The sequence below is a fragment of the Acidobacteriota bacterium genome (assembly GCA_039683095.1).
Classification (GTDB): Bacteria; Acidobacteriota; Aminicenantia; order Aminicenantales; family Saccharicenantaceae; genus RBG-16-66-30.
The window spans coordinates 129,972-155,330 of record JBDKSB010000011.1 but is presented as its reverse complement, the minus strand read 5'-3'; the positions used below and the strand labels follow the sequence as shown (position 1 = coordinate 155,330).

20 protein-coding genes are annotated in these 25,359 nt (G+C 63.9%); 11 read left to right on the top strand and 9 right to left on the bottom strand.

Annotated elements, in window-relative coordinates; translation table 11 throughout:
* Positions 1 to 28: 28 nt before the first annotated feature.
* Positions 29 to 1,618, bottom strand: coding sequence for an L-aspartate oxidase (gene nadB, locus ABFD52_07460; protein ID MEN6560594.1), 1,590 nt, complete (start codon positions 1,616 to 1,618; stop codon positions 29 to 31).
* A 10-nt stretch (positions 1,619 to 1,628) separates the two neighbouring features.
* Positions 1,629 to 2,477, bottom strand: a complete 849-nt coding sequence (gene nadC, locus ABFD52_07455) for a carboxylating nicotinate-nucleotide diphosphorylase (GenBank protein ID MEN6560593.1) — start codon at positions 2,475 to 2,477, stop codon at positions 1,629 to 1,631.
* Between the two features lie 153 nt (positions 2,478 to 2,630).
* On the opposite strand from nadC, the gene ABFD52_07450 reads away from it, so the two are divergent.
* Both ABFD52_07450 and ABFD52_07445 read left to right on the top strand, forming a co-directional pair.
* Positions 2,631 to 4,076 (top strand): TldD/PmbA family protein, encoded by a 1,446-nt coding sequence (locus tag ABFD52_07450; protein ID MEN6560592.1) that lies wholly within the window; start codon positions 2,631 to 2,633, stop codon positions 4,074 to 4,076.
* A gap of 47 nt (positions 4,077 to 4,123) precedes the next feature.
* Entirely contained in the window at positions 4,124 to 5,506 is a 1,383-nt protein-coding gene (locus ABFD52_07445; GenBank protein MEN6560591.1) for a TldD/PmbA family protein, read from the top strand.
* Positions 5,507 to 5,714: 208 nt separating this feature from the next.
* Here ABFD52_07445 and ABFD52_07440 read toward each other — a convergent pair whose 3' ends face one another.
* Positions 5,715 to 6,725: a 4Fe-4S double cluster binding domain-containing protein gene (locus ABFD52_07440; GenBank protein MEN6560590.1), complete on the bottom strand. Its 1,011-nt coding sequence runs from the start codon at positions 6,723 to 6,725 to the stop codon at positions 5,715 to 5,717.
* 101 nt (positions 6,726 to 6,826) lie between these two features.
* Between ABFD52_07440 and ABFD52_07435 the strand changes: the two genes are divergently transcribed.
* From ABFD52_07435 to ABFD52_07425, 3 genes are all read left to right on the top strand, one after another.
* Entirely contained in the window at positions 6,827 to 7,837 is a 1,011-nt protein-coding gene (locus tag ABFD52_07435) for a 4Fe-4S binding protein (protein MEN6560589.1), read from the top strand.
* A gap of 162 nt (positions 7,838 to 7,999) precedes the next feature.
* Positions 8,000 to 11,353, top strand: coding sequence for a S41 family peptidase (locus tag ABFD52_07430; GenBank protein MEN6560588.1), 3,354 nt, complete (start codon positions 8,000 to 8,002; stop codon positions 11,351 to 11,353).
* A 475-nt stretch (positions 11,354 to 11,828) separates the two neighbouring features.
* Entirely contained in the window at positions 11,829 to 13,487 is a 1,659-nt protein-coding gene (locus tag ABFD52_07425) for an AAA family ATPase (protein MEN6560587.1), read from the top strand.
* On the opposite strand, the gene ABFD52_07420 is transcribed toward ABFD52_07425, so the two are convergent.
* Positions 13,484 to 13,648 (bottom strand): type II toxin-antitoxin system RelE/ParE family toxin, encoded by a 165-nt coding sequence (locus tag ABFD52_07420; GenBank protein MEN6560586.1) that lies wholly within the window; start codon positions 13,646 to 13,648, stop codon positions 13,484 to 13,486. The two genes, ABFD52_07425 and ABFD52_07420, sit on opposite strands and share 4 nt — an antisense overlap.
* Before the next feature lie 303 nt (positions 13,649 to 13,951).
* On the opposite strand from ABFD52_07420, the gene ABFD52_07415 reads away from it, so the two are divergent.
* On the top strand, positions 13,952 to 14,458 hold the full coding sequence (locus ABFD52_07415) for an O-acetyl-ADP-ribose deacetylase (protein ID MEN6560585.1): 507 nt from the start codon (positions 13,952 to 13,954) through the stop codon (positions 14,456 to 14,458).
* A 72-nt stretch (positions 14,459 to 14,530) separates the two neighbouring features.
* Here the strand turns inward: ABFD52_07415 and ABFD52_07410 are convergent, their stop codons facing one another.
* The 5 genes from ABFD52_07410 to ABFD52_07390 form a co-directional block, all read right to left on the bottom strand.
* Positions 14,531 to 16,222: an NERD domain-containing protein/DEAD/DEAH box helicase gene (locus ABFD52_07410; protein ID MEN6560584.1), complete on the bottom strand. Its 1,692-nt coding sequence runs from the start codon at positions 16,220 to 16,222 to the stop codon at positions 14,531 to 14,533.
* Between the two features lie 637 nt (positions 16,223 to 16,859).
* Entirely contained in the window at positions 16,860 to 19,289 is a 2,430-nt protein-coding gene (locus tag ABFD52_07405; GenBank protein ID MEN6560583.1) for a 3'-5' exonuclease, read from the bottom strand.
* 193 nt (positions 19,290 to 19,482) lie between these two features.
* Complete coding sequence (locus ABFD52_07400) at positions 19,483 to 20,718, bottom strand: HD domain-containing protein (GenBank protein MEN6560582.1); 1,236 nt, start codon at positions 20,716 to 20,718, stop codon at positions 19,483 to 19,485.
* Positions 20,715 to 20,903: a hypothetical protein gene (locus ABFD52_07395; protein ID MEN6560581.1), complete on the bottom strand. Its 189-nt coding sequence runs from the start codon at positions 20,901 to 20,903 to the stop codon at positions 20,715 to 20,717. Before ABFD52_07395 ends, ABFD52_07400 begins: the two co-directional genes overlap by 4 nt.
* A gap of 67 nt (positions 20,904 to 20,970) precedes the next feature.
* Complete coding sequence (locus ABFD52_07390) at positions 20,971 to 21,954, bottom strand: hypothetical protein (GenBank protein ID MEN6560580.1); 984 nt, start codon at positions 21,952 to 21,954, stop codon at positions 20,971 to 20,973.
* 424 nt (positions 21,955 to 22,378) lie between these two features.
* Between ABFD52_07390 and ABFD52_07385 the strand changes: the two genes are divergently transcribed.
* The 5 genes from ABFD52_07385 (at position 22,379) to ABFD52_07365 (ending at position 25,260) form a co-directional block, all read left to right on the top strand.
* Positions 22,379 to 22,654: a type II toxin-antitoxin system Phd/YefM family antitoxin gene (locus tag ABFD52_07385; protein ID MEN6560579.1), complete on the top strand. Its 276-nt coding sequence runs from the start codon at positions 22,379 to 22,381 to the stop codon at positions 22,652 to 22,654.
* Entirely contained in the window at positions 22,654 to 23,070 is a 417-nt protein-coding gene (locus ABFD52_07380; protein MEN6560578.1) for a PIN domain-containing protein, read from the top strand. The genes ABFD52_07385 and ABFD52_07380 overlap by 1 nt, the downstream gene beginning before the upstream one ends.
* A 141-nt stretch (positions 23,071 to 23,211) precedes the next feature.
* Positions 23,212 to 23,802, top strand: coding sequence for a GIY-YIG nuclease family protein (locus ABFD52_07375; protein ID MEN6560577.1), 591 nt, complete (start codon positions 23,212 to 23,214; stop codon positions 23,800 to 23,802).
* Between the two features lie 18 nt (positions 23,803 to 23,820).
* Positions 23,821 to 24,576 carry an N-formylglutamate amidohydrolase gene (locus ABFD52_07370; protein MEN6560576.1) on the top strand — a complete coding sequence of 252 codons (756 nt, stop codon included), beginning with the start codon at positions 23,821 to 23,823 and terminating at the stop codon, positions 24,574 to 24,576.
* 51 nt (positions 24,577 to 24,627) lie between these two features.
* A complete protein-coding gene (locus ABFD52_07365; GenBank protein ID MEN6560575.1) occupies positions 24,628 to 25,260 on the top strand; it encodes an HD domain-containing protein in 633 nt (210 codons plus the stop codon).
* Positions 25,261 to 25,359: the final 99 nt, after the last annotated feature.

The window sequence follows — 25,359 nt, the reverse complement described above, 5'->3', positions numbered from 1 at the left end:
TCTGGAATCCGCGGCCCGCCGGCCTCCCCTATTCCTTGATGAAGTGGGCGCCGCGGGAGACGGGGTTGGCCAGCGCCGCCTGGGTGATCATCAGGGCCACGAGGATGCCGTGGCGCAGGCCGACGATGGCCGGGTTGACCGGGGCGGCCCGGTAGAACTGCTCGATGCGGTGGCGCAGGTAGTCGAGGTCGGCCTTGGCCCGCTCCAGGCGCTTGCGCGTCCGGATGACGCCGGCGTAATTCCACATGGTCGAGCGGATGGTCAGCCAGTCCTGGTTGACCAGGGCCGGGTCGAGGTCGTCCTCTTTTTTCGGATAGCGCCAGCGGTAGATCTCCGAGGCCTTGCAGGGCCGCTCGCTGTCGAAGCGGACGGCGATGTCCTGGGCCGCCCGCGTCCCCCAGACCAGCCCCTCGAGCAGCGACGTCGAGGCCAGGCGGTTGGCGCCGTGAACGCCCGTGCAGGCCACCTCGCCGGCCGCGTAGAGGCCCTTGAGCGAGGTTCGGCCCCAGCCGTCGGCCAGCACGCCGCCGCAGCAGTAGTGAGCCGCCGGCACGACCGGAATGGGCTGCCGGGTGATGTCGACCCCGTCCTCGAGGCACGTCTTGAGGATGGTCGGGAAGCGCTTGCGGATGACATCCGGCCTGGCGTACGAGGCGAGGTCGAGCAGGACGTAGTTCGTGTTGGTCAGGATCATCTGCTCGTAGATGGCCCGGGAGACCTCGTCGCGCGGGGCCAGGTCCCGCAGCGGCGAGTACTTCTCCATGAACGTCCTGCCGTCCCTGGTCTTGAGGCGGGCCCCCTCGCCGCGGACGGATTCCGAGATGAGGAAGCCGTCGCCCGAGCCGCGCATGAAGACGGTCGGATGGAACTGGATGTACTCCATGTTGCCGATGCGCGCCCCGGCGCGGTAGGCCATGGCGTAGCCGGAGCCGTCCGCCCCGGGCGGGTTGCAGGTGTGAAGGAAAACGGAGCCGCAGCCGCCCGTGGCCAGGACGGTGAACGGGGCGAAGATGCGGCCGACCGCGCCCGTGGCGTTGTTGAGGACGAAAGCGCCGATGGCCCGGGGCTCGCGGTAATAGGCCACCGGGTCCTTCGAATGGTGGGGCACGGTCATGAGGTCGACGGCCGTCCGTCCCGTGAGGACGGTCACCCGGGATTCTTTCCTCAGGGCCCGCAGGAAGCGGTCTTCGATCGTCCGGCCGGTGGCGTCCTCGACATGGAGGATGCGCCGGCGCGAGTGTCCGCCCTCCAGGGCGTAGTCGAGGGCGTCCGGCGAGCTCCGGGTGAACGGGATCTTGAGCTTGTCGATGAGCGTTTCCCGGACGAGCCGGGGGCCGTCCGCGACGAGGATGTCGACGGCCGCCGGATCGCCCACGCTGTCGCCGGCCTCGAGGATGTCGTGCTTGAGCAGGACGGGCCGGTCGTTGGGCGCGAACGAGACGATGCCGCCCTGGGCGTAGCGGGTGTTGGATTCCTCGGCCCGGGCGTCCTTGGTGATGACGACGACGCGCAGACCGGCCTGGGCCGCTTCGAGGGCGGCGGAGGCCCCGGCGATGCCGCAGCCGATGACCAGGACGTCGGCCCTGAGGTCGGGTTCGCGCGCGCTCCGATCGCTCATCCGGGCCGCCTCACTTGACGAAGTCCATGCTGATGTCGACGGCCTTGGCCGAGTGGGTCAGGGCGCCCACGGAGATGAAGTCGACGCCCGTCTCGGCCACGGCCCGGACGCGGTCGAGGGTCATGTTGCCCGAGGCCTCGAGGGGGACGCGGCCGCCGGCCAGGGTGACCGCCTGGTGCATCATCTCGGTGGGCATGTTGTCGAGCATGATCATGTCCGCGCCCGCGGCCAGGGCCTCGCGGACCTGGAGCAGGCTGGCCGCCTCGACCTCGACGCGGACGCCCGGCCGGGCCTTGGCCCGGGCCCGGCGAACGGCCTCGGCCACGCTGCCGACGAAGCGGAGGTGGTTGTCCTTGATCAGGACCATGTCGGACAGGGAGATGCGGTGGTTCGTGCCGCCTCCGGCGCGCACAGCGTACTTCTCGAGCAGGCGCAGGCCGGGGGTCGTCTTGCGCGTGTCCAGGATCTTGGTCCTGGTGCCGGCGACGGCCTCGACGAAGCGGCGGGTGGCCGCGGCCACGCCGCAGAGGTGCTGGAGGAAGTTGAGAGCGGTCCGCTCGCCCTTGAGCAGGACGACCGTCGGCCCCTTCACGCGGGCCAGCTTGTCGCCCTGGCGGAAGGCGTCGCCCTCCTTGAACCGGGCGATGAAGATGATCGACGGGTCGATCGTGGCGAAGACCCGGGCCGCGACGTCGAGGCCGGCCAGGACGCCGTCCTCCTTGGCCAGGAAGCAAGCCTCGGACCGGGCCTCGGCCGGGATGATGCTCTCGGAGGTGATGTCGCCCTCGGGCATGTCCTCGCGGAGGGCGGCGGCGATGGCGGCATCGACGGCTTGTCTGAGGTCCTGCTGCGTTCCCATGGCAGGCGTAAATTATAGGACTTCCCGGGCTTGGGCGTCAAACCGCCGGGCCCTCCGGGTGTCAAGGAAGCAGGCCGGGGGCCGTCCCCGAGGCGGGATGTTCCTGTCGCCGCGTTTGCCTCCGCCCGGCAAATATGCCATCATGGCTGCATCTTGACGCGCCAGACGAAACCGAAAGCCATCCCCTACGTCGACCACTTCGGCCTGAGCCCGGCCGACCTGCGGTCGGTCCTCGGCGAGGCCCTGTCGAGCGGCGGCGAGTTCGCCGAGATATTCATGGAGCACCGGACCTACGACTTCGTCAACATGGAGGAGGACATCATCAAGGAGACGGCCGAGTCCGTCAGCCTGGGGCTGGGCATCCGGGTCATCCGCGGCGACCGGACGGGGTTCGGCTACACCAACGACTTCTCCATGGACAAGGTCCGCAAGACGGCCCGGACGGCCGCGGCCATCGCCCGCGGCCGGGGCGCCGACGCCCCTCCCCCGCCTCTCCGCGACCGGACCAGGGCTTCGGAGCGGCTGGCCGTCCGCCGGCCGGCGAGCGCATCGGGCCTCGGCGAGAAGATCAAGCTCGTCCGCGAGGCCTACGGCGCGGCCCAAGCACACGACCCGCGCGTCGCCAAGGTCAAAGCCTATTATTCGGATTCGCTCACGCACGTCTGCATCGCCAACTCCGAGGGCTTGCTCGTCCGCGACACCAGGCCGATGATCAAGCTCGTCTGCGTCGCCATCTCGGAAAAGGACGGCAAGCGCGAGGCGGGCTTCTGGGGCGGCGGCGGCCGGGTCGGCCTGGAGTACTTCCGCGACGTCCTGACGCCGCGCCAGATCGGCGAAGGGGCGGCCCGCGAGGCGGTCGTCCTGCTCGGGGCCGCCGACGCGCCGGCCGGCGAGATGCCCATCGTGCTGGCCCCGGGCCACAGCGGCGTCCTCATCCACGAGGCCGTCGGCCACCTGCTCGAGGCCGACTTCAACCGCAAGAAGACCTCGATCTTCTGGAACAAGATGGGAAAGCGGGTCGGCTCGGAGCTGGTCACGATCTACGACGATCCGACCATCCCCTCGTTCCGCGGCTCCTACAACGTCGACGACGAGGGCACGGCGCCGCGCCGGACCCTGCTCATCGAGAAGGGCGTCGTCCGCGGACTGCTTCAGGACAAGCTCTCGTCGCGGCTGATGCGCGGCGCTGCGCTGACGGGGCACGGGCGGCGCCAGGACTACGGCCACTGGCCCATCCCGCGCATGGCCAACACCTACATCGCGGCGGGCGGGGACGCGCCTGAGGACATCGTCCGCTCGGTCGACAAGGGCTTCTACGTCGCCAGCCTGTCGGGCGGCCAGGTCGAGGACTCAGGCAAGTTCACCTTCTCCGTGACCCTCGGCTATCTCATCGAGGGCGGCCGGCTCACGGCCCCGGTCAAGCAGGCGACGCTCATCGGGACGAACATCGACATCCTGAAGCGCATCGACCGGGTCGGCGGCGACCTGGCCTTCGGCCTGCAAACAGGGACGTGCAGCAAGGACGGCCAGGATGTGCCGGTCAACGACGGCTGCCCGACGCTGCGCATCGGCAAGATGACGGTCGGAGGGCGGTCGTGAGGCGGGCGGCGGGACAGGCGCCGGGGCGGGTCGCGGGGCGGCGCGGGATGCCGGCGGCAAGACAGGTCGCGAAGCGGCGGGAAACGGCCAGGCCGGCGCCGGCCCTGCGCGACCTGGCCGAGTCACTGGTCGAATACGCCCGCAAGTGCGGGGCCGGCGAGGCCGAGGTCTCCATCGTCGACGGCTACGAGTTCAACGTCGACGTCCGCAAGGGCCGGATCGAGACGCTGGTCGAGGCGGGCTCACGGTCGGCCGGCGTGCGGATCATCAAGGACACGAAGACGGCCTACGCCAGCTCGTCCGATCTCGACCCGGCGACGCTGCGGCGCCTCGTCCGCAACGCGGTGCGGCGGGCCGAGCTTGGCAGCCCGGACGAGTTCGCGGCGCTGGCCCCGCTCTCGGGGGAGCGGGTGGACGCCGTCGGGCTCGATCTCTACGACCCGGCCATCGCCGGGCTGGATTCGAAGACCAAGATCGACCTGGCCCTCCGGACCGAGAGGGCGGCGCTGCGGGACAAGCGCATCACCAACTCCTACGGCGCGACCTTCTCCTCGAACGAGATCCGTTCCGTCCTGGCCCTGACCAACGGCTTCGTCGGCGAGTACGAGCAGACCTACTGCGGGCTCGGCGTCGGGCTGCAGGCCGGCGGCACGGACGACCGGGTCGAGGATTCCTGGTCCTCGTCGAAGAGGCATTTCAAAGACCTGGGAGCGCCCGAGGAGATCGCCCGCAAGGCCGTCGAGCGGACGGTGCGTCAGCTCCATCCGCGCAAGGTCCCGACCCAGAACGCGCCGGTCCTTTTCGAGCCGACGCAGACCGGCTGGCTCCTGGGGTTCCTGTTCGGGTGCGTCACCGGCACGGCGGTCTACCAGAAGGCGACCTTCCTCGAGGGCAAGCTGGGGCAGAGGATCGGCAACGAGCGGATCACGGTGATCGACGATGCGCTCATGCGCGGCGCGCTGGGGTCGCATCCGTTCGACTCGGACGGCCTGCCCTGCCGGCGGACCATGGTCGTCGAGAAGGGCGTGCTGAAAAGCTACCTCTGCAACTACTACGCGGCCCGCAAGCTCGGGCTGCAGTCGACAGGGAGCGCCGACGGCGGGGGCGTCGGGCCGGCGAATTTCTACCTCGAGCCGGGGCAGGGAGCGGCGCCGGCGGCGGACATAATCGCCGGTACGAAGAAGGGGCTGCTGCTCATCCGGACGATCGGCCACGGCCTGAACGCGGTGACGGGCGATATCTCGCGGGGCGCTTTCGGCCTGTGGATCGAGGACGGGCAGATCGCCTACCCGGTGAGCGAGATCACGATCTCGGGCAACCTGGGGCGCATCCTCGAGACGATCGAGGCCGTCGGGACGGACCTCGATTTCAACAGCTCGATCACCGGTCCGACCGTCAAGGTCGCCGAGATGACCATCGCCGGGTCTTAACGTGCCTTGGCTAACGCAACTTGCTGATATTCATAACGATAACTGATATTCAGGGCCTGTTCTAAGCTGAAAAACGCCTCTTTTTCCCCACAAAAACCTCGATGCAGCGATTTCCCCCAGCGCTAAATCTTTATGATCCGCGATTTCGGAAAATCGGCCAAAAAAGGGTTAAAAAGGCCCGCTTTTCTTTGGTTTTATATGGCTAACATTATTGTTTTCTATTGTTTCCTTTAGCCAAGGCAAACCAGAGATTCCTGCCCATGACCTCGATGTCCTCAGTCATGCCCAGGCGCTCGAACTTCGCCAGGGCCAAGGCTAACGCGGCGTTCTTTTCGGCCCGGGCGGCCAGGCTCAGGCCGGCCCCGGCCGCCATCTCCAGGTCCCGGCCCGCGCCGATGACCGCGTCGGTTTCCTCGGCCGTGAATTCCACCCCGGAGGGCGCCGTCGTCAGGCGGCCCTTGTTCTCCGGGCAGACCAGCTGGCAGGCCAGGCAGCCGATGAGACACAGGGGGCCGGCCGGCCGCGCCCAGGCCGGCATCGGCTTCCGGCTCTCGGAATGGAGGGTGAAGCACCGTTCGGCGGAAATGAGGAAGCGGTCCTCCCGGATCGCTCCCGTCGGGCAAGCCTGGAGACAGGCCCGACAATCGCCGCAGCGCTCCAGCCTCGCTTCGGCCCGCTGCGCCGCCGGCGGCTCGTCGGCCATCGGCCGTTCGCCCGTTTCCCATGCCGCCCCGACGACATAGCCGCAGAGCTGGTGGCCGCTGCCGAAGCCGGGCCGGTAGGTGATGTTGTTCCGCCCGTAGGCGACCAGGCCCATGTGCGCGGCCAACGATTTCAGGGGGGCCCTGAGGATGGCCGCCTCGAAGTCGCCGCGCAGCGCGTTCTCCTTCATGTCCGCGAGGACGTCTTCGAAGGTCGCGTTGTAGCGGACGTAGGTCGGCGGGATCAGGGTTTCGACCTTCCTCCCGTCGACCGTCACCGGAAGGACGCTGATCGGCGACGGGACGGCCAGCACCACTGCGCAAGCCGGACCGGTGATCGAGCTTCCTTCGAGGTAGCGGAACCCGGTCAGGCTATCCGCGAAAAAACCGGCCTCGATCATTCCCGCGGCCCGGCGCTCCTCGAGCTTCCGCCGGACGGTCTCAACTACGCCGAGATCCGTCATAGCGCAGGCGTAGCCGCGCGCCGCGGCCCATTCCCGCAGGCGTTCCTCGATCATGGCCCTCCCCCGTCGCGGGACCATTATCCCCCAAAACGAAATCGGTGGCCAGAGCGGGCCGTTTCGGTTAAAATGGGCGGACTTGAACCCCGGAGGTTGTCATGAGATCTGCTCAACGCGCCGGCCGGATCGCCGGCCTCGCTTCATCTTTTCTGATCGCGCTTCCCGCCGGCCTGGCCGCCGCCCAACAGGGCCAGGGCCGCGGCCGGCAGGGAGCCGCCGGCATCCTCGCCTTCCTCGCCCGTCCCAAGTTCGCCACCATGCTCGTCATCGGCTTCGTGGCCCTGGCCCTGCTCCTCACCCGGAAGATGAAGAACACGGTCAAGGTGCCGATCCTGCTCCTTTCGACCTTCCTCTACGGCATCGCCGCCAACCTGCCGACGAAGCTGTTCGCCGGGTTCGCGATGCACCCCTCCCCCGTCTGCTCGGCGACGAAGTCCATCCTCTACGGCTTTCGGCCGCCCATGATCGCCTTCCTCGCGGTCATCCTCATCCTGACGCTGGTCGGGCCGAGGCTCTTCTGCGGCTGGGTCTGCCCGGTCGGCGCCGTCCAGGAGCTCATCGCCATGCTCGCCGACAAGCTCCGCATCCGCCGCCGCAAATGGAACTTCCGGGTCACGCAGGGCGTCCGTGTCGGCCTCTTCCTGCTCTTCGTCTTCCTCAGCGGCACCGCCGTCCTGCACACGACGCTGGAGAACGGCCAGACGGCGGCCCTGTCCTTCTACGACTATATCAACGCCTTCCACGGCTACGAGGTCGCCATCCAGCCGACCTTGCTCGACAACATCTTCCATTTCCTGCCGTTCCTCCTGACGCTCGGCTTCGCCTTCGTCGTCTACCGGCCGTTCTGCTACCTCGTCTGCCCCATCGGCCTGCTGACCAACCTGGTCGAGAACTTCGCCCTGTTCCGGGTCGTCCGGCGCAAATCCGAATGCACCGATTGCGCCGCCTGCGCCGCGAAGTCGCCCTGCCCGACCGTGCCCGAGATCCTGAAGGACGCTGCCTTCCGGCCGGACTGCTTCTCCTGCACCGTCTGCGTTAACTCCTGCTGCCCGAAGGGCGCGCTTTCGTTCGGCGTCAGGAATAAAAAGGGACCCAAAAGCGGGACATGATACCTATTTCCTGATTTTATAGGCGGCGAAAATGGGGGACACAATACCTATTTCCCTATTTTATTGAGCGGCCCGCGCGCTCTGGAGAAAATGGGAAATAGGTATTGTGTCCCCCTTTTTTCTGGTATCATCGCCGTCTCAGCCCCGAGAAAGGAGCCCCAGATGAAGCGTCAGAAAGCCGTCCTCGCCCTCATCCCGGTCCTGGCCGTCCTCGGCCTGTGCGCCGTCGCCTCCGCCGACAACGTGCCCATGTGGCTGCGCTACCCGGCCATCTCGCCCGACGGCGCGGCTATCGCCTTCGTCTATAAGGGCGACATCTACCGCGTCCCGGCCGACGGCGGCGTGGCCGTCCCCCTGACGCTGCACGAGGCCCACGACACCAATCCCGTCTGGAGCCACGACGGCAAGTCCATCGCCTTCGCCAGCGACCGCTACGGCAACTTCGACGTCTTCATCATGCCCGCGGCCGGCGGCGAGGCCCGGCGCCTGACCTATCACTCGGCCTCCGAGATCCCCTTCTCCTTCACGCCGGACGACCAGGCCGTCCTCTTCGGCGCCGCCCGGCTCGACGCCGCCGACAACCGGACCTTCCCGGCCGGCTCGCAGCCCGAGCTCTACAAGGTCCCGGCCGCCGGCGGCCGCGCCGTCCAGATCCTCGGCACGCCGGCCGAGGACGCCCGCTTCAGCGCGGACGGCCGGTTCATCGTCTACCACGACAAGAAGGGCGGCGAGAACGAGTGGCGCAAGCACCACACCTCGGCCATCGCCCGCGACATCTGGGTCTGCGACGTCCAGGCCGGCACGCACCGCAAGGTCACGAACTTCGCCGGCGAGGACCGCTCGCCCGTCCTGGCCGACGGAGACCAGGCCTTCTACTACCTGAGCGAGGAGAGCGGCTCGTTCAACGTCCACCGCATGAGCGTCGCCGGAGGCGCCTCGACCCGGATCACGAACTTCGCCAAGAACCCGGTCCGCTTCCTGTCGCGCTCCGCGAACGGCACGCTCTGCTTCGGCTACGACGGCGCGATCTACACCCAGCGCGGCGACGCGGCCGCGCCCGCCGTCGTCCCGGTTTTCCTCTCGTCAGACGCCCGGGCCAACAACGAAGTCGTCGTGCCCGCGAGCGGCGGGGCCCGCGAGTTCGCGGTCTCGCCCAACGGCAAGGAGATCGCCGTCGTCGTCCGCGGCGGCATCTTCGCCGCCAATGTCGACGGCGGCATGACCAAGCGCGTCACCTCGTCGTTCGGGGATGAGACCGCCGTCTCCTTCTCCCCCGACGGCAACGCCATCCTCTACGCCTCCGAGCGCGACGGCCGCTGGGGCGTCTACGAGACCCGGCGCACGCGCGCCGAGGAGCCCTACTTCTGCGCCTCGACGGTGCTCAAGGAAACGCCGCTCGTCGTCAACGCCCGCCAGAACACCCAGCCGGCCTATTCCCCCGACGGCAGGAAGCTGGCCTTCGTCGAGGACCGCACCACCCTCAAAGTCCTGGACCTGGCCACCAGGCAGGCCGTGACGCTCCTGACCGACCGCGAGCTGGCCCCCTCGGCCGACGGCAGCCAGTATTACCAGTGGAGCCCGGACGGCCAGTGGCTTCTCTTCGACTACGCCGTCCCCGGCTTCGCTCCCGGCGAGATCGGCCTGGTCAAGGCCGACGGCTCCGGCAAGATCGTCAACCTGAGCGAGAGCGGCTTCGAGGACCGCCAGGCCAAGTGGATCCTCGGCGGCCAGGCCATGCTCTGGTTCAGCAACCGCGACGGCCTGAAGGCCGTGGCCCAGAGCGGCGGCGCGCAATACGACGCTTACGCCCTGTTCTTCACCCGCGACGCCTGGGACCGCTTCCGGCTGACCAAGGAGGAGGCAGCCCTGCTCAAGGACATCGAGGAGAAGAAGGCCAAGCCCGGGGCGGCCGGGGAAAAGAAGGAGGCCACGGAGAAGGAGAAGAAGGAGGAAATAAAGCCCCTGGTCATCGACTGGACCGACCTGGCCCTGCGCAAGTCGCGCCTGACCATCCACTCGTCGTCGCTCGGCGACGCCCTCGTCAACAAGGACGGCGACATCCTCTACTACCTGTCCCGCTTCGAGAAGGGCCTGAACCTGTGGACGACCAACCTCAAGACCCGCGAGACCAGGATGCTCGCCTCCCTCAACGCCAACGGCGGCCGGATGGTCTGGGACAAGGACCAGAAGTCGATCTTCCTGATGTCCGATGGCTCGATCGCCAAGGTCGATCCCGCCAGCGGCAAGCGCGACCCGATCGACATCAAGGGCGAGATGACCGTCGACGTCGCCGCCGAGCGCCAGGCCCAGTTCGAACACGTCTGGCGCCGGGTGCTGGAGACGTTCTACAGGAGCGGGTATCACGGGGCCGACTGGGACGGCCTGAAGTCCGTTTATGAGAAACACCTCAGCGGCATCGGCGACGGCTACGACCTGGCCGAGCTTCTGAGCGAAATGCTGGGCGAGCTCAACGTCAGCCACAGCGGGGCGCGCTACGGACGGCAGATGGAGAACGCCGACGAGACGGCCTCGCTGGGCGTCTTCTACGACACGGCGTACGCCGGACCAGGCGTCAGGATCGTCGAGGTCATGGCAGGCGGGCCGCTCGACAAGGCCGGAATGGACATCGTCCCCGGGACGATCATCGAGGCCGTGGATGGCGAGGCCGTCAGGCCCGACAAGGACATCGAGCGATACCTCAACCGCAAGGCCGGCCAGAACGTCCTGCTGACCGTGTCCGTGCCGGGGACGGCGACGGCCGCGGCAGGCCAAACGGGCCAGGCGGCGGCCAAGGGTCCGGACAAGGGTACGGCAAAAGGCACGGTCAAGGGCGCGGCGCCCGCCAGGCGCGAGATTGCGGTCAAGCCGGTCTCGCCCCGCGAGGAGAGCAACCTGCTCTACCGGCGCTGGGTCCTGCGGAACCAGGCCGAGGTCGAGAAGCTGAGCGGCGGCCGGCTGGGCTACATCCACGTCCCGGGCATGAGCGACAGCGCCTACCGCTCGGCCTTCGAGGAGGTCATGGGCAAGTTCGCGACCAGGGAGGCGCTTGTCGTCGACACGCGCTTCAACGGCGGCGGCGACCTCGTGGCCGACCTGGCCATGTTCCTGAGCGGCAAGAAATTCTTCGATTACACGACCGACAAGCGGAGCACCGGCTACGAGCCCAATTTCCGCTGGACCAAGCCCTCGATCTCGATCGTCGGCGAGGCCCAGTACAGCGACGGCCACTGCTACGCCTTCGCCTACCAGTACCTCAAGCTGGGCAAGCTTGTCGGCATGCCCGTGCCGGGCACGTGCTCGTTCGCCGGCTGGGAGATGCTCGGGGACAGCGGCGTGCGCTGGGGCGTCGTGCCCATGGGGGTTAAGGTCGAGGGCATCGGCTACCTCGACAATCACCAGACCGAGCCCGACATCAAGGTCATGAACGCGTACGAGAAAGTGGTCAAGGGCCACGACGAGCAGTTGGAGGCGGCTGTCGCCGAGCTCCTTGGTGCCTTGGCTAAGGCATCTTACTGATAATATAGAAGTTGTATTGGTTTGCTCTTGATCTATACAGTTTGGGACTGCCTTTTTTTGGCGGAAAAAGATCTTTTCCGCGTTCTGTTGACTGGTATGCCGGGCGGAGAAATGTCCTGAAAAACCACCTTCTGATCAGTTTATCCCGGAGCTGGAAATTAATCTAATTCATTTAATATCTTTATATTGCGTTAGCCAAGGCAAGTAGCTGACCATCGTCCGCCCTGAAACCGGCCGATAAAATGGGACCTGCAAACTGATGGCGGAACCCCAAAACGCGACTATTTCATTTAGATTCTGTTCGTTGCCTTAGCCAAGGCACATCCACGATGACAGCCACCGCCCGAATCCGGTAGAATTGAAAGACATGTCAGCGAAAAAGAGCGCCGCCGGAGCCCCGAACGCGCCCGCCTCGTCCGCCCCGTCTCCGCCCCCCATCGAGATCAACCCCGGTTTCCGGCGGGCCCTCGACGTCATGGAGGGGACGTCGCGCCACGTCTTCATCACCGGCAAAGCCGGCACCGGCAAATCGACCCTCCTCGAGCTCTGGCGCAACCAGACCCTCAAGAAGATCGCCGTGCTGGCCCCGACCGGCGTCGCCGCCCTCAACGTCCGCGGCCAGACCATCCACTCGTTCTTCGGCTTCAAGCCCGACGTCACGCCCGAGTCGGTCCGCAAGCTCCCCAAGGCCCGCGGCGCCACCGCCGACCGCATCGCCCTCTACCGCAACCTCGACGCCATCGTCATCGACGAGGTCTCGATGGTCCGGGCCGACCTGATGGATTGCGTCGAGAAGTTCCTGCGCCTCAACGGCCCCCGGCCCAAGGAACGCTTCGGCGGCCTGCAGATGATCTTCATCGGCGACCTCTACCAGCTGCCGCCCGTTGTCACCGGCGAGGAGCGCGGGCTCTTCGCCCCCGACCCGATGTCGCTCCGCCGCGGCTTCGCCTCCCGCGCCGCCTCCGGCGCCGGCGGTCGCGCCTCTTCCTCCGCTCCGTCCTCCGCCTCTTCGCCCGCCCTCCTCACTTCCGGCGCCTCCGCCCCCCGCTACGAATCGCCTTATTTCTTCTCCGCCCGCATCTTCTCCGAGCCCGGCTTCGACATGGACTTCATCGAGCTCGAGAAGGTCTACCGCCAGAGCGACGCCGTCTTCATCGGCCTTCTCAACGCCATCCGAAACCGCCAGGTCGACGACGCCCATCTGGCCCTTCTCAACAGCCGTCTCGACCCGGCTTTCGTCCCGCCCGACGACCGGTTCTACATCACCCTGACCAGCACCAACGACCTGGCCGCCGCCCGCAACCGCGAGAAGCTGGCCGCCCTCAGCGGCCGCGCCCGCCGCTACGAGGGCCTCATCGACGGCGAGTTCGACCGCCGCTCCCTCCCGACCGAGGAGGCCCTCGAGCTCAAGCCCGGCGCCCAGGTCATGCTCCTGACCAACGACCGCAAGGGCCGCTGGGTCAACGGTACGATCGGCCGCGTCGCCCGCATCCGCAAGTCCGAGGACATCGACGCCGACGACATCGTCACCGTCGAGCTCCCCGGCGGCGCCGAGGTCGACGTCACCCCCAACACCTGGGAGCTCTTCCGCTTCCAGTACGACGCCGAGGAAGACCGCATCGACTCCGAGGCCGTCGGCGCCTTCACCCAGTACCCTCTGCGCCTGGCCTGGGCCGTGACCATCCACAAGAGCCAGGGCAAGACCTTCGACCGGGTGGTCGTCGATATCGGCCGCGGCACCTTCGCCCACGGCCAGGTCTACGTCGCCTTGAGCCGCTGCACCTCGTTCGAGGGCCTGGTCCTGCGGACGCCCATCCGCCGCGGCCACATCCTGATGGACTGGCGCATCGTCCGCTTCCTGACCCGCTTCCAGTACAAGAAGGCCGACCAGGCGCTGCCTCTCGCCGCCAAGCGCGCCCTCCTTCTCGAGGCCATCCGCGACGGCCGCGAGCTCGAGATCGTCTATCTCAAGCCCGACGACACTAAGTCGCGCCGACGCATCCGGCCCGAGGCCGTCGAGACCATGGAGTATCGCGGCCGGACCTTCGAGGGCCTGCGCGCCTACTGCCACTCGCGCGGCGAGTGCCGGACCTTCCGCCTCGACCGCATCCTCGAGATCGGTCAGGATAATTAGGCTCGGCGATAGACATCGCCGCGGCGGCCGATCTTGACTATCTCGACGACCCGGCCATCATCGTCGCCCGAATAAACGATCCTATGATCTCCCTGCCTGACCCGGTATCGCTCCTGTCCGGAGAGCTTCTCGCACCCATTGGGCCTCGGCTGCGACGCCAGCTTCCCGATCCGGGCGACGACGCGGGCCAGGTCCTTCCCGGGGATCTCCCGGCCCGCTTTTCGAAGGCCTCGAGATCGACGGCGTCCTCGACAAAGGCCCGCTTGACAGCCGCATTGACCAGGTCGGAGACGGAATATTCCGTTTCCGCGGCCTTGACCTTCAGCGCCTTATGGAACTCCGGCTTGAGATGGATCGCGCCCCGCGCTTGACTGCCCCCGTTCATGCTCCTATTGTGAAGACGCCCGCTCAAGGAAGGCCGGGGCAGGCCGGACCCGGCCAAATGCCGTCAATGGCATGGCCCGATGAGAAAAATGAAAGCCGTCGTCGCCGACATCACGACCCTCGAGGTCGACGCGATCGTCAACGCCGCCAACTCCTCCCTCCTGGGCGGGGGCGGCGTCGACGGGGCCATCCACCGGGCCGCCGGACGGGAGCTTCTCGAAGAATGCCGCGCCCTCGCCGGCTGCGCCACCGGCAATGCCAAGATCACCAAGGGCTACAAGCTTCCGGCCAGGTTCGTCATCCATACGGTCGGCCCCATCTGGCGGGGCGGCCGCGCGAACGAGGAGGACCTTCTCCGGAGCTGTTATCTCAAGTCGCTCGAGGTCGCTCTCGCGAACGGCGTCCGGTCGATCGCCTTCCCGGCGATCAGCACGGGCGTTTACGGCTATCCCAAGGACCTCGCCGCCGAGGTCGCCGTCACTGCCGTCCGGCAATTCCTGGACGAGCACCCGGCCGCCATCGAAGTTACATTCTGCTGCTTTTCGGACGCCGATCACGCGATCTACGCGGCCCTGCTCCGGGAATAAGGGGATTCGCGCCCGGGGACGATCCCCGATATTGCCTCCGTGACCGCGCCGCTGCCGCCGCACCCCCGGTCGTCACTCCCCCTGCATTTCGGCGACGCGCCTCAATATCGGGTCCAGCTCGAGCTCGGCCCGGGAAACGACGATCCGCAGCGCGCCGCACGCCCGGCTGACGGCGATGTTCATGCGGACCCGATACCGCGAGGCCGCCGTCAGCACGTCCGCGACGATGACCATCGGCCGCTCCAGGCCCTTGTATCTCAAGAAGGTGTCGCAGATGACCCGGTCCCGGCGCTCCAGGTCCGTAGCCTGGACCAGCTCGCATCTCCCGAGCGACGGATTGTGCATGATGTTGCCGGCGTACATCAGGCCCCGCAGCGAGACCACGGCGATGTCGCTCTCGGCGAATCCCCGCTTCTTCGCGGCCCGGATCTCGTCCCCGACCGCGGAGTGGATCTCGGGCCCGGCCCCGTCGCTTGCGATGACCTTGACCGTGCCCTCGGCCAGCCCCTGGGCCATGGCCTCGAGCCGTTCGCAGCCGTCCCCCCATCCGCCGTCGGCATAGGCGTCCGCCAGGGCCTGGACGGCCGAGGGGCAGCGGTAGGGGCGCCTCAATCCAAACTTGACCGCCCGCTCCTCGATCCCGGCAGGGATCCGCCGGCCCTCCCAGAAGGCCTGCTTCTCGTCGGCGAAAACCCAGATCCGGCGCCGGCCGCCGCGTCCCGCGCACCGCTCCACGATCTCCCATTCGCATTGGCCGAAGTCCTGGCCTTCGTCCACGATGACCGTGTCGAAACCGCCTCGGTCCTCCCAGAGCCCGACCGTCTCGGCGGCCCGCCGCGTCACCCCGTTCCAGAATTCCGGTTCATAGCGCTCCGGATCGTCAAAGCCGCTCTTCCGTAGCTTCTCCAGGGCGAACCTGCCGACGGGAGAAACCACGGCGCCCGGCTCGCCTATGCGCGCCGCCAGCTCGAGGCCCAGGGCGTCGGTGAAGGTCAGCAGCAGGACCTTGCGCCCGGCCCGCGCCTCGCGGATCGCGAGCTCGCGCGCCAGCAGGGTCTTGCCCGAACCGGCGCCGCCGCGGACGAGCACGAGGTCGTTCTCCAGGATGCTCTCGAGGGCCGCGAACTGCTCGGCGTCCATCCTGACGCGCCCGGCCTCGCGCCCCCGGACGAGCTGGGACAGCGTCATGCCCTGCGGCCAGCTCTCGCACCACAGGCCATGCAGGAATTCGACCCAGCCCGGGGAGGCCGGGCCCCACGTGCTCGGCCTCAAGGCCGTCTTGAACACCCGCGGCAGGACATCCTCCAGGTACGGGAGGTCGCGGGCCCCGATGACGATGCCCTCGAGGTCGCCTTGGGAGGGCGGGATCTCGAAATCCGTGTCCGGAAAGGCGGCGGCGACGCCGATCGGCGGCGAGACCAGCCGCTTGTCCTTGAACTTGGCCAGGAGCATCCGGACGAAGCGGTGGGCCTGGTCGAGCGGCGAGGATTTCATGGCCTGGCCGTTCTGCCGCCAGACTCCCTCTCCTTTATCGATCAGGCCGCCCTTGACCTCAAGGGCCAGGGCGCCGCGGGCCGGGTCGGCGATGACGAAGTCGGACTCGGCGAATTCCGCCCCGTGCGTCCGGATCTTCATCGAGTGCCAGGCGACCCAGCCGCCCGGGAGGGATTCCTTGAGGCGCCGATAGACGTCCTGCTCGGACTCGGGCCAGTCGAGCGACGGCCCGCCCCTGGGGTAGATGCCGGAGATCCCCGCGCTAGCCATCGATCCCTTTCATCAGGGCCATCCGGCACGGCCTTCCGACGGGGTCAAGCCCCCAAAACCTTCTTCCCAACAGGCCCCTCCCGTCGAAAACAGATATCTACATAGGCTAAAGACACCGGAAAGGGGCCGAACTTCGCGCCGGCAAAAAATATTTTTCGTGAGATCCGCCGGTCAGTAATGATACTGGCCTGGAGGAAGTCGACGCGGTCGTCGCGCACGCCCCGATTATCTCGATGGTTCAGGTCAGTCCCCTAACCGTCCGGGCCAAGGGCGTCATTATAGGGCCCATCCAGTGCCGTCGTGATCCACAGCGGAAACTCGAGAATGCGAGGTTTGAAGATCCCCTGCGGGCCGACGAGCGGAACCCTCGCTTCCTCGAAATGAAACCCTTGGACCAGGAGGTCCCGCGGCAACACGTCTCCATAGCGAAGGACCTGATCGGTCAGCCATTCAAAGGCTACGGCTCTGATGCGGGCGTTATAAACACGATCAAACCCCGTTTTCAAGAGATCACTTTATCCCCTGGCTCAGTTCACCCCTTTAAGCTTAACTCGGTTATTCTCTCATTGATCCGTTGCACGTCTGAGCCTGACATGGCCGACACACATGTCGCCCGACCTCCCAATCTCGCTGCCTTTTATAATTGTTCTATCAGCCGTTCAGGGAGCGCAGATAGAAAACGGCTTGGTTCCTTAATTCGTCCTTTGACCGATTGTTCGTAGCTCGATATGAACAACTGGCGCTTGGCTCGGGTCATAGCCACATAGAAAAGCCTCTTTTCCTCCTCTGCCCGTCCTCCCTGCACGCTTAGGTAGCTTGGAATCTCGTCTTCGGAAGCACCGGCTATGAACACAATATCGAACTCAAGTCCCTTCGCTTGATGGATTGTAATAACGGCAACTAGGTTGTCTTGATCGCAGATGTGATCCACATTCCTCGCTAAGGCGGCATATTCGAGTATCGAGGCCAGCGCATCCCGAGGCGCTAAACGGCTAGCTGAGCCGAGCTCGCCCTTTTCTTTAAAAATGCGTTTCAGACGCTCAAGATGTTCCAGACGCCTGGACTCGCCGTTGCACCGATAATATTCGCGCAACCCCGATTGCTCTAGAGTGTTTTCAAGAAGCTCTGCGGGGCTCATAAAATCCATTTTCGCGCTTAAGGACGCTATATTGGCTTTCAGCGGATCGAATGCTTTCTTATGCCTGGCAACGATTGTCTGTCTACGTGCCGAACCCTCCTCGATCACCGGCATCATACGCTCCAATATTTGCTCAGTCGCCATTACGTCGGCCTCGGCTTTATGTTCCGGTTTCCCTGTTATCCTAAGATGCCCGGCGACCGTCCCGAGTTTGTAGTCTTCGAGCCCGGGCAGGAGCCGGAGGGCGATCGCCCATGTATCAAAGGAGCGGATATTCGGCATCGTCTGCCCTGCGCGTCTCGCGTGAGCTGCCATCATTCGTAAATCGAACCGGATGTTATGTCCTACAACCAGTCCTCCTTCAATAAACCGGTTGAACTCCCTATAGACCTCGGCTGCCGGGAGCCCATTCTGCTTGAGGAATGCATCTGACCAGCCATGTATGGCTTCGGAGTCGGCGACAGGCACAGTATTCGCGATATACTGGTGAAATGTTTCCGCCGGGCGCCCCCTATCGATCCGAACGGCTGCTATCTCTACGACCTCATCACGACCAGTCTCCAGTCCCGTGGTTTCGACATCAACGACCGATATCGTTCCTCCTCTAAAATCCCGTATCAGCCGACCATAGGGTTCGCCGTCCTCATCGAATGAAGCAGACACCATGTCGTTCAATCGCAAGCCGCATGTCGCGCCTTCAAAGATTATCCGAGCTATCGTCGCATCCCCAATGCCGCACGGCGGACGGAGCAATACACGGCCCAGACTGTTGCGATCCTCGGGATTCATTAACAGCTTAAGGTATGCCAGGGCATCCTTGATCTCTTGGCGTCGGAAGAATTCATACTGTTCCACCGTAAAGCATGGAACTCCATGATGCTCTAACACATCAGATATGAGGGCCGCCCTGTCATTTTTCCGAACTAGTACTGCGATGCGGCTATAATCCGATGATGCAATAGCCCTGATCTTCTGCGCGATCCAACTCGCTTCCTGCGCTTCATTCGGTTCCCGCCGTATGCCAATCGGCTGTCCTATGCCGCATGAGGCCGCTGGGACTATCGATGTTCGTCGGTCCTCGAGAATGTTCGCGAAAGAAGAAGCAGCATGCAGCAAGGTTTTCGTTGCCCGGTAATTCTTTATCAGACTAAATTCCCGAGGGTTGAATTCTTTTCTGTACCGGGCCAATATCTCATCTGGCTCTGACCCTCTCCATTCATAAATCGTCTGATCCAAGTCGCCTATCAAGGCGATGTTCCGCGACTGCTCGGCAAGCGTTCTCAGCACCTCGTATTCGGAATTATGAGTATCTTGGACCTCATCGACTTGAATAAGGTCGAATCGGTTTCTCCACCTGTTCTTTATCTCTTCAGAAGTACTCAACATCACCCGGACGGATCGAATGAGATCAGCATAATCAAGAGCCGACATCTTCCGTAATTCCGCCTGATAACGGTTGACCTTCCGTGAGGTTTCGCCATAATTACCCATATCCTCTAGTGTGTCACTTTTGATCCTTTCGATTTCATAATAAAGGCTTTTCGCTTCCTTCATGTCCAGCGAAAAAAGGTCATGGAGTAGCTCCATGCTATCCATATCGTCAAATATCACGAAATCGCGCGACATGCCGATTGCCCGGGCCTCCATCCTAAGCATCCTCGCGCACAAGCCATGGAACGTTTTAACCAGTAGCCTGGGAGCAGCCTCAGGGGACTGGCTCCGAACTCGCGCCGCTATCTCACCGGCAGCTCGGTTCGTGAACGTCAAGCAGAGGGTCCGCTCCGGAACCACGCCTGTAGCGATCGCATGCTTGACACGCTCCGCGAGTACGAGCGTCTTACCCGTGCCGACCGGGGCCAAGACGAGGACCGGGCCTCTGAGGCATTCAATTACGTCCCTTTGCTCTCTATTGAGTTCATTCTTGGCCAAGATATCCCCCTCTTTCCAGGAAGATTCCATAACTCCGGCCGGAGGCAGTTTTCAATGCGCATGAAGCGCCCGCCATCGATATGCTTTTCGTGACGCTCATTTAGACTTGGATTGCCCCCCAGGCCGCGCTTTTCGTCGATTACCCCCTAATGCCAGTGCTCTCTGTGCCAAGGAATCTAGTCCCATTATCTTTTCATTTAAAGCTGGTCATTTCATTAAAACACCGGATAGCGAATTTGTCGGTCATACCAGAGATGAACTCTATGACGGCTCGGGTGAAGTCGCGATCGTCCTCAATCCGGTAAAGCCGGCCGCTTGCGTACTTACGCTTGCGTTTCTCCAGGAGATCAAGATCGGAATATTTGACCAGCCAGTCTTCGAAATACTCGGCCAGAAGCGGGTAACAATGCCGATTCTTATTTATGCCGGCCTTCGCCTTCTCTCTGCGGCTTCCGTACATCGACCGAAGAAGATCAAACAAGGCGGTCAATATCAGCCTTGCATATTCCTTGAACGGACTTAGCCGTTCATGCTCATAGATATATCCGTAATTGAATTCTTTAATAGCCTTAAGAGCGTTAACATATTCGGGCGAAAGGCGAATGCCTTCCTTGGGGCTGCTGTTGCGAGAAAGATCTTGGATGAATTCATTCATTAGAACAGTATTATTGATCTCCCGAGGTTTAAGCCCCGGGCCCAGCGCGGCTATTATCTCGCCAAGGCGTCTAATGCCGGCCTTGTCCAGAATTCCGAGCTCGATGGCATCCTCGATATCGCGGCCGAGGAAAGCTATCTTGTCGGAAACTTTCACTACGCAACCTTCCCAGGTGAACGGCGACGTCCTGCCGGCCTCCTCGATGTCGTAAAGATCTACGGCTTTCTCGCGCGGCCTTAAGGTCTTCTGGTCTATCTCCCCGCAGTGGCAAATAATGCCGTCTCGGACGGCATAGGTCAGATGAAGGTTTTCCTGGAGGCCAGCAGGATTCGGCAGGGTCTCGATGCGGTCCACGAAACGCAGGCTATTTCTCTCGTGCCAGAAATCCTCGCCAAGAGCCTTACGGGAAAGATCGTTCAGTATAATCTCCCCTTGATGCCCAAACGGCGCATGACCCAAATCGTGACCTGTAGCTATGGCAGAGACGAGCTCAGTATTCAAGCCTAGATTATCTGCGATAGTATAGCTGACCGAGGCTACATGGTTGACGTGTTCGATGCGAGTGCATATATGGTCGTTCTCCGTGGCGAAAAATACCTGGGTTTTATGCTTCAGACGGCGGTAAGCCGTAGAATGCAAGATGCGTGCATAATCGCGATAGAACTCGCTCCGCGGATCGCCCTTGCGCTCATATAGGTGTCCCTCCCGAGCTATGCACCGCCGCCACTTACGGTGGCCCGCCTGCATCCTCTCATTGGAGAATGGTATTTTCATTCTACTTGTCCAGCCAGATAGTTATTCGGGCTGTGCAGCTTGAACAGGAACGGCTCACCCGGCAGGAGGGCCCGGAATTGCCGGCCGCCGCCCCCAGGCTGCCAGAAATTCACCTCGTCAATATCGGTAACGGACGAGACGACGCCGAACCACTCTTCGTCCGTCAGGCCGATCCAGAGTTTCATGATTTTTTAGGGCCCTTCTCCCCCGCCTCAATGAAAAGACGACCCCGGTATTTCATATCGATCATTTTTATTTATCAATGAAAATCTGCACAAGCCTGTCCAACTTCTGGCCGGTCTTCTCATGGGTCCAGCACCAGTTGGAAACCCAATATGTAGGAGTAGGTCCGCCGAACGCAAGATAACAAAGGCCCGCCGCGTTGGAAAGGAAGACGCCTGACCCGGCCTTCAGCGATCGATATTCCTTGTCCAGCCATCTTTTGTGATCCTTGTTAGCCCGGGCGCGAACCGCCACTTCGTTATCGATCAACTTCCGTGTCGAATCCCCGTCGAATATCACCTTCTTCTTGTACCAATCCCAGGCGGCGGGGTCGGGCTTCGCCCTGAGGGCATCCTTGCCATGCCGGATGACAAAGCAGTCCCCCTCCGAAATAAGACCGGTTTCGGCAAGATCTTTCCAGCTCCAACTCCTGCGGCTCGTGTCGACGACGTCACCGACTTCATCTTCAACGATGACGTAGTATTCAGCAGCCGAAGCCGCCTTGAACCTTGCCAGGCGGACCGCCCGTATCTTAAGGGACTTTGCTTTGACAGCTGCCTCAAGCAGGAACTTCGGACCGACAAGCACGCCGACCGGCTTGTCGACGATCTCCTTGATGCCTGCTTCGGTAAGGCCCTCGAGATCGAGCGCGACGACCCACTTCTTGATTTTTTCTTTCGCCGACGCCTGAGCCCTCCAGCCTTTGAGGTAGCGGTCAAGCTGGTCTACCGCCTTATCTGTGATTTCAACTGCTTTCAGCTCGAATATCCTCAGTTCGTATCCGTTCTCGGTTCGAGCGAGGCCAACCAGGTCCATCCGGCCTTTATCGAACTTCTCGGTGAGGGTGGAAATCTGCTCCCTGATGAGCGCGGGAATCGAGCTGCTGGCGTCGGGATCCCAGCAACCGACTATGGCCGGGTTATTGATGAGGAACGACTCCATGTCGCGCTCGGATCTGAATGCCTCGAGAGAGCCAATCTTCTCGCTCTGGACACGCCAGATTTCTGATTTCATGAGCTACTCTCTTTCATACCGGTTTCCGGCTGGGCTCCGGATTCGGGGCCCCAGACGATCTCAGACGCGGCAGAGTTCGTGGTCCCCAGGTCGATGACCAGCTCGCGGACTTTGGCTTGTTTCATTATGTTCATCCCAGTCCACCATGCCCGCCTGCCCCCGTGGCCCCTCTTTTCGGAAACATACGTTTACATAGGGCAAAGACATCAGAAAGCGGCCGAAGTTCGCGCCGGAGAAAAAAATTCTCGAGGGATCGGTCCATTTTCCCTGCGCCCCGCTTGAAGTCTTGAGAGCGGAACATAACGCCCAGGCTGGCCCGATGTCAAGGAAACCGACCGTAAACGGGCAGTGGCGCGCGCTTTATCGACATTTCTGGTCATTTTGACCATATTTTTATGAGCCCGCTGGTCCTCAGGAGGCGGCTATGATCCCAATTCCCATCACCGAAGTGAAAGCGGGAATTTCCGGCCTCGTCGAGCGTCTCCTCAATTTGAAAGAGCACATCGTGATCACCAAGCACGGCCGGCCCGTCGCGGCGCTCATCCCCTATGATGATTGGGAGGAGCTGACGGCCTCCAAGGCCGGAGGGCTGGCCTCGGTTCCCGCGCCCGCGGAGGACGACGACGCGACCATCGACGCCCTGGTCGAAGGGATCCACGAGGCGCGGACGCAGGCCCGGACCCGCAAGACGGACCTCTGATGTACCTCTTCGATACGGACGTCCTGAGCTATCTCGCTGAAAAGCGCCGGCCCGAGGGCTTGACGAAGCAGCTGGCGGCCGCGCCCGTCGCCGCTCAATTCACTAGCGCGATCAACGCCGCCGAGATCTATCATGGGCTATTCAGCCTTCAGGCCGAGGACGGCGCTGGCGCGCGGCTGCTGGAGTTCTTCGAGGGCCAGATCTTCCCGCGGCTGACCATCCTGCCTTTCGAACGGGCCGACGCCAGGACCTATGGGCGGATCCGGGCGACGCTCGAGCGCCAGGGCCGAACCCGCTTCGAGGCCGATCTGCAGATCGCCGCCATCGCGCTGACGCACCGCCTTATCCTGGTGACCGGGAATGTCCGTCACTTCGAGGGCATCCCCGGCGTCAAGGTCGAGAACTGGCTGGCCTAGGGCCGATCGATGTGCGCCAAGCGAGGGCGGCATCCTCAAGCGCCTTGCTCCGTTGACAGGCTACGCCGGCCGATGATAGCTTTCTTCGGGGGCACATAAGCCTTGAGGAAGCGCTTCTATACGCGACGGCCGCGGCGGTCCATGCGAGAGCCGCGGAATTATGTCCTGGTGGTCGAACTCGACGACGTCGTGCCGCGCCGCGATCGCGGGAAGCCCAATCTCTATGTGGCCATCACGACCCAGGAGCCGGCGAACAGGTTCGCGGCCCTGCTGAAGGGCAAAGGCCCCGACTGGCTTCGGGACCACTTGATCGCGCTCCGTGATGACCTGACGTCGGGCCCCTTTCTGCTCCGGGAGGAAGCCGACGAGGAAAAGCGGGCGGCAATCAAGTGCCTCAAGGCAGAGGGATTCACGGTCAACCGCGACGCGAAAGTCTGGACAGTCTACGTGATCGATCTCGACCCGAAAGGCTGCAAGGATCCCGGAAAGGGATTCGTTTACGTGGGCGAGACCTCGAAGACACCAGAAGAGCGCTTCCAAGAGCATCGGAAGGGCAAGAGGAACAGGCGCGGGCCCCTCTTTTCCCCCGTCGTCCGGAAATTCGGGCGGCGCCTGCGCCTGGACCTGGCCCCCGAAACTAGGTATTACGACCAGGCCGCATCGAAGGCCGCCGAGAAGAGATGGGCGGCCAAGCTGAGGGAGATGGGCTATAAAGTCAGCGGCGGACATTAGGATCCCATGCCGACGCCCTTGATCATCCATATCCCGCATGCCTCGACGGACATCCCGTCGGATGTCCGGTCGTCCATATTATTATCCGACGAGGAGCTGCGGCATGAGCTGCTGATCATGACGGACCTCTATACGAACGAGGTCCGGATCGACCCCGGTCTCGCCAGGGTGATCGTGGCGCCGGTGAGCCGGTTGGTCGTTGACGTCGAACGTTTTAGGAACGACGCCGACGAGCCGATGTCACAGGCCGGCATGGGGGCCGTTTACACGAGCACGCACAAGGGCCGGGAACTTCGGACGCTGACGCAGGAGACCAGGCAGGACCTCCTGGGAAGGTACTTTGATCCGCACCATCGGGAATTGGCCCGAGCGGCGCGGGCGGCTCTCCAGGGCCATGGCCGCTGCCTCATCATCGATGTCCATTCGTTCTCCGACGCGCCGCTCCCCCATGAGCCAACTAAAGAAGTCCCCCGCCCCGACGTCTGCCTGGGCACCGATCCGTTCCATACCCCGGGGATCCTGTGCGCCGCGGCTCGCAGGTTCTTCGAAGGACGTGGCCTTGTCGTGAAAGAGAATGCCCCTTTCGCCGGCACTATGGTTCCCACGGAGTTCTATAAAAAGGATAAACGGGTCTCGTCGATCATGGTTGAGATGAACCGGAAATGGCTATCGGATCCCCGGACCGGGGCCAGAGTCTCGACTACTGAAGGGATTTTGGCTGGCTTGGGCGAGTGGATCCGTTATGCTTCCGGGCTTATGCCCGGCCTGGTATGAGCGCAATATAATCAGACAGAGTCTCGAAATCAATGAAAAGGAGCCGCCCCGATGTCCGCTGATGTCAGCCCCTCGCTTCCCAGCTTCCCGCCGCCGCCCCGGCCCTGGTCAACGACGACAAAGCTGGCCGAGGCCTTCCGGGTCGCGGCCGACAAGTTCGCCGGCAAGACCAAGAAGGGCGGGCTCATCCCCTACATCTCGCACCTAATGGGCGTCTGCGCCATCGCCCTCGAGCACGGCGCCGGCGAGGACGAGGCCGTCTCGGCGCTCCTCCATGACATGATCGAGGACGTCCGGCCGGCCGAGGAGGCGCGGGCGGCCGTGGCCACGTTCGGCCCGGAGGTCCTGCGGATCGTCGAGGGCTGCAGCGACTCGAGCGCCCACCCGAAGCCGCCCTGGCGCGAGCGCAAGGAGCGCTACATCGCCCATCTCGAGACGGCCGACCGCCCGGTGCTCCTCGTCTCCGCCGCGGACAAGCTCCACAACGCCCGGGCCATCGCCGCCGACCTGCGCGACCAAGGGCCGTCCGTCTGGGACCGCTTCAACGCCGGCCGCGAGGACGAGCTCTGGTATTACCGCTCGCTCCTGGATGTCTTCCGGCGGCGTCTGACGGGCGTCCCGGCGCTCATCGCGGAACTCGAGCTGGCCATACGGCAGATGGAACGCTCGGAGCGGCGCGGATAAGATCGCATCCTCGAACGAGTTATCGCCCACCCTGATCGGCAGGCTGGGCAAGATGACGCCCAGGAAGTATTCGGCCTCCCGCAGGCCTCGTCCCCGGGC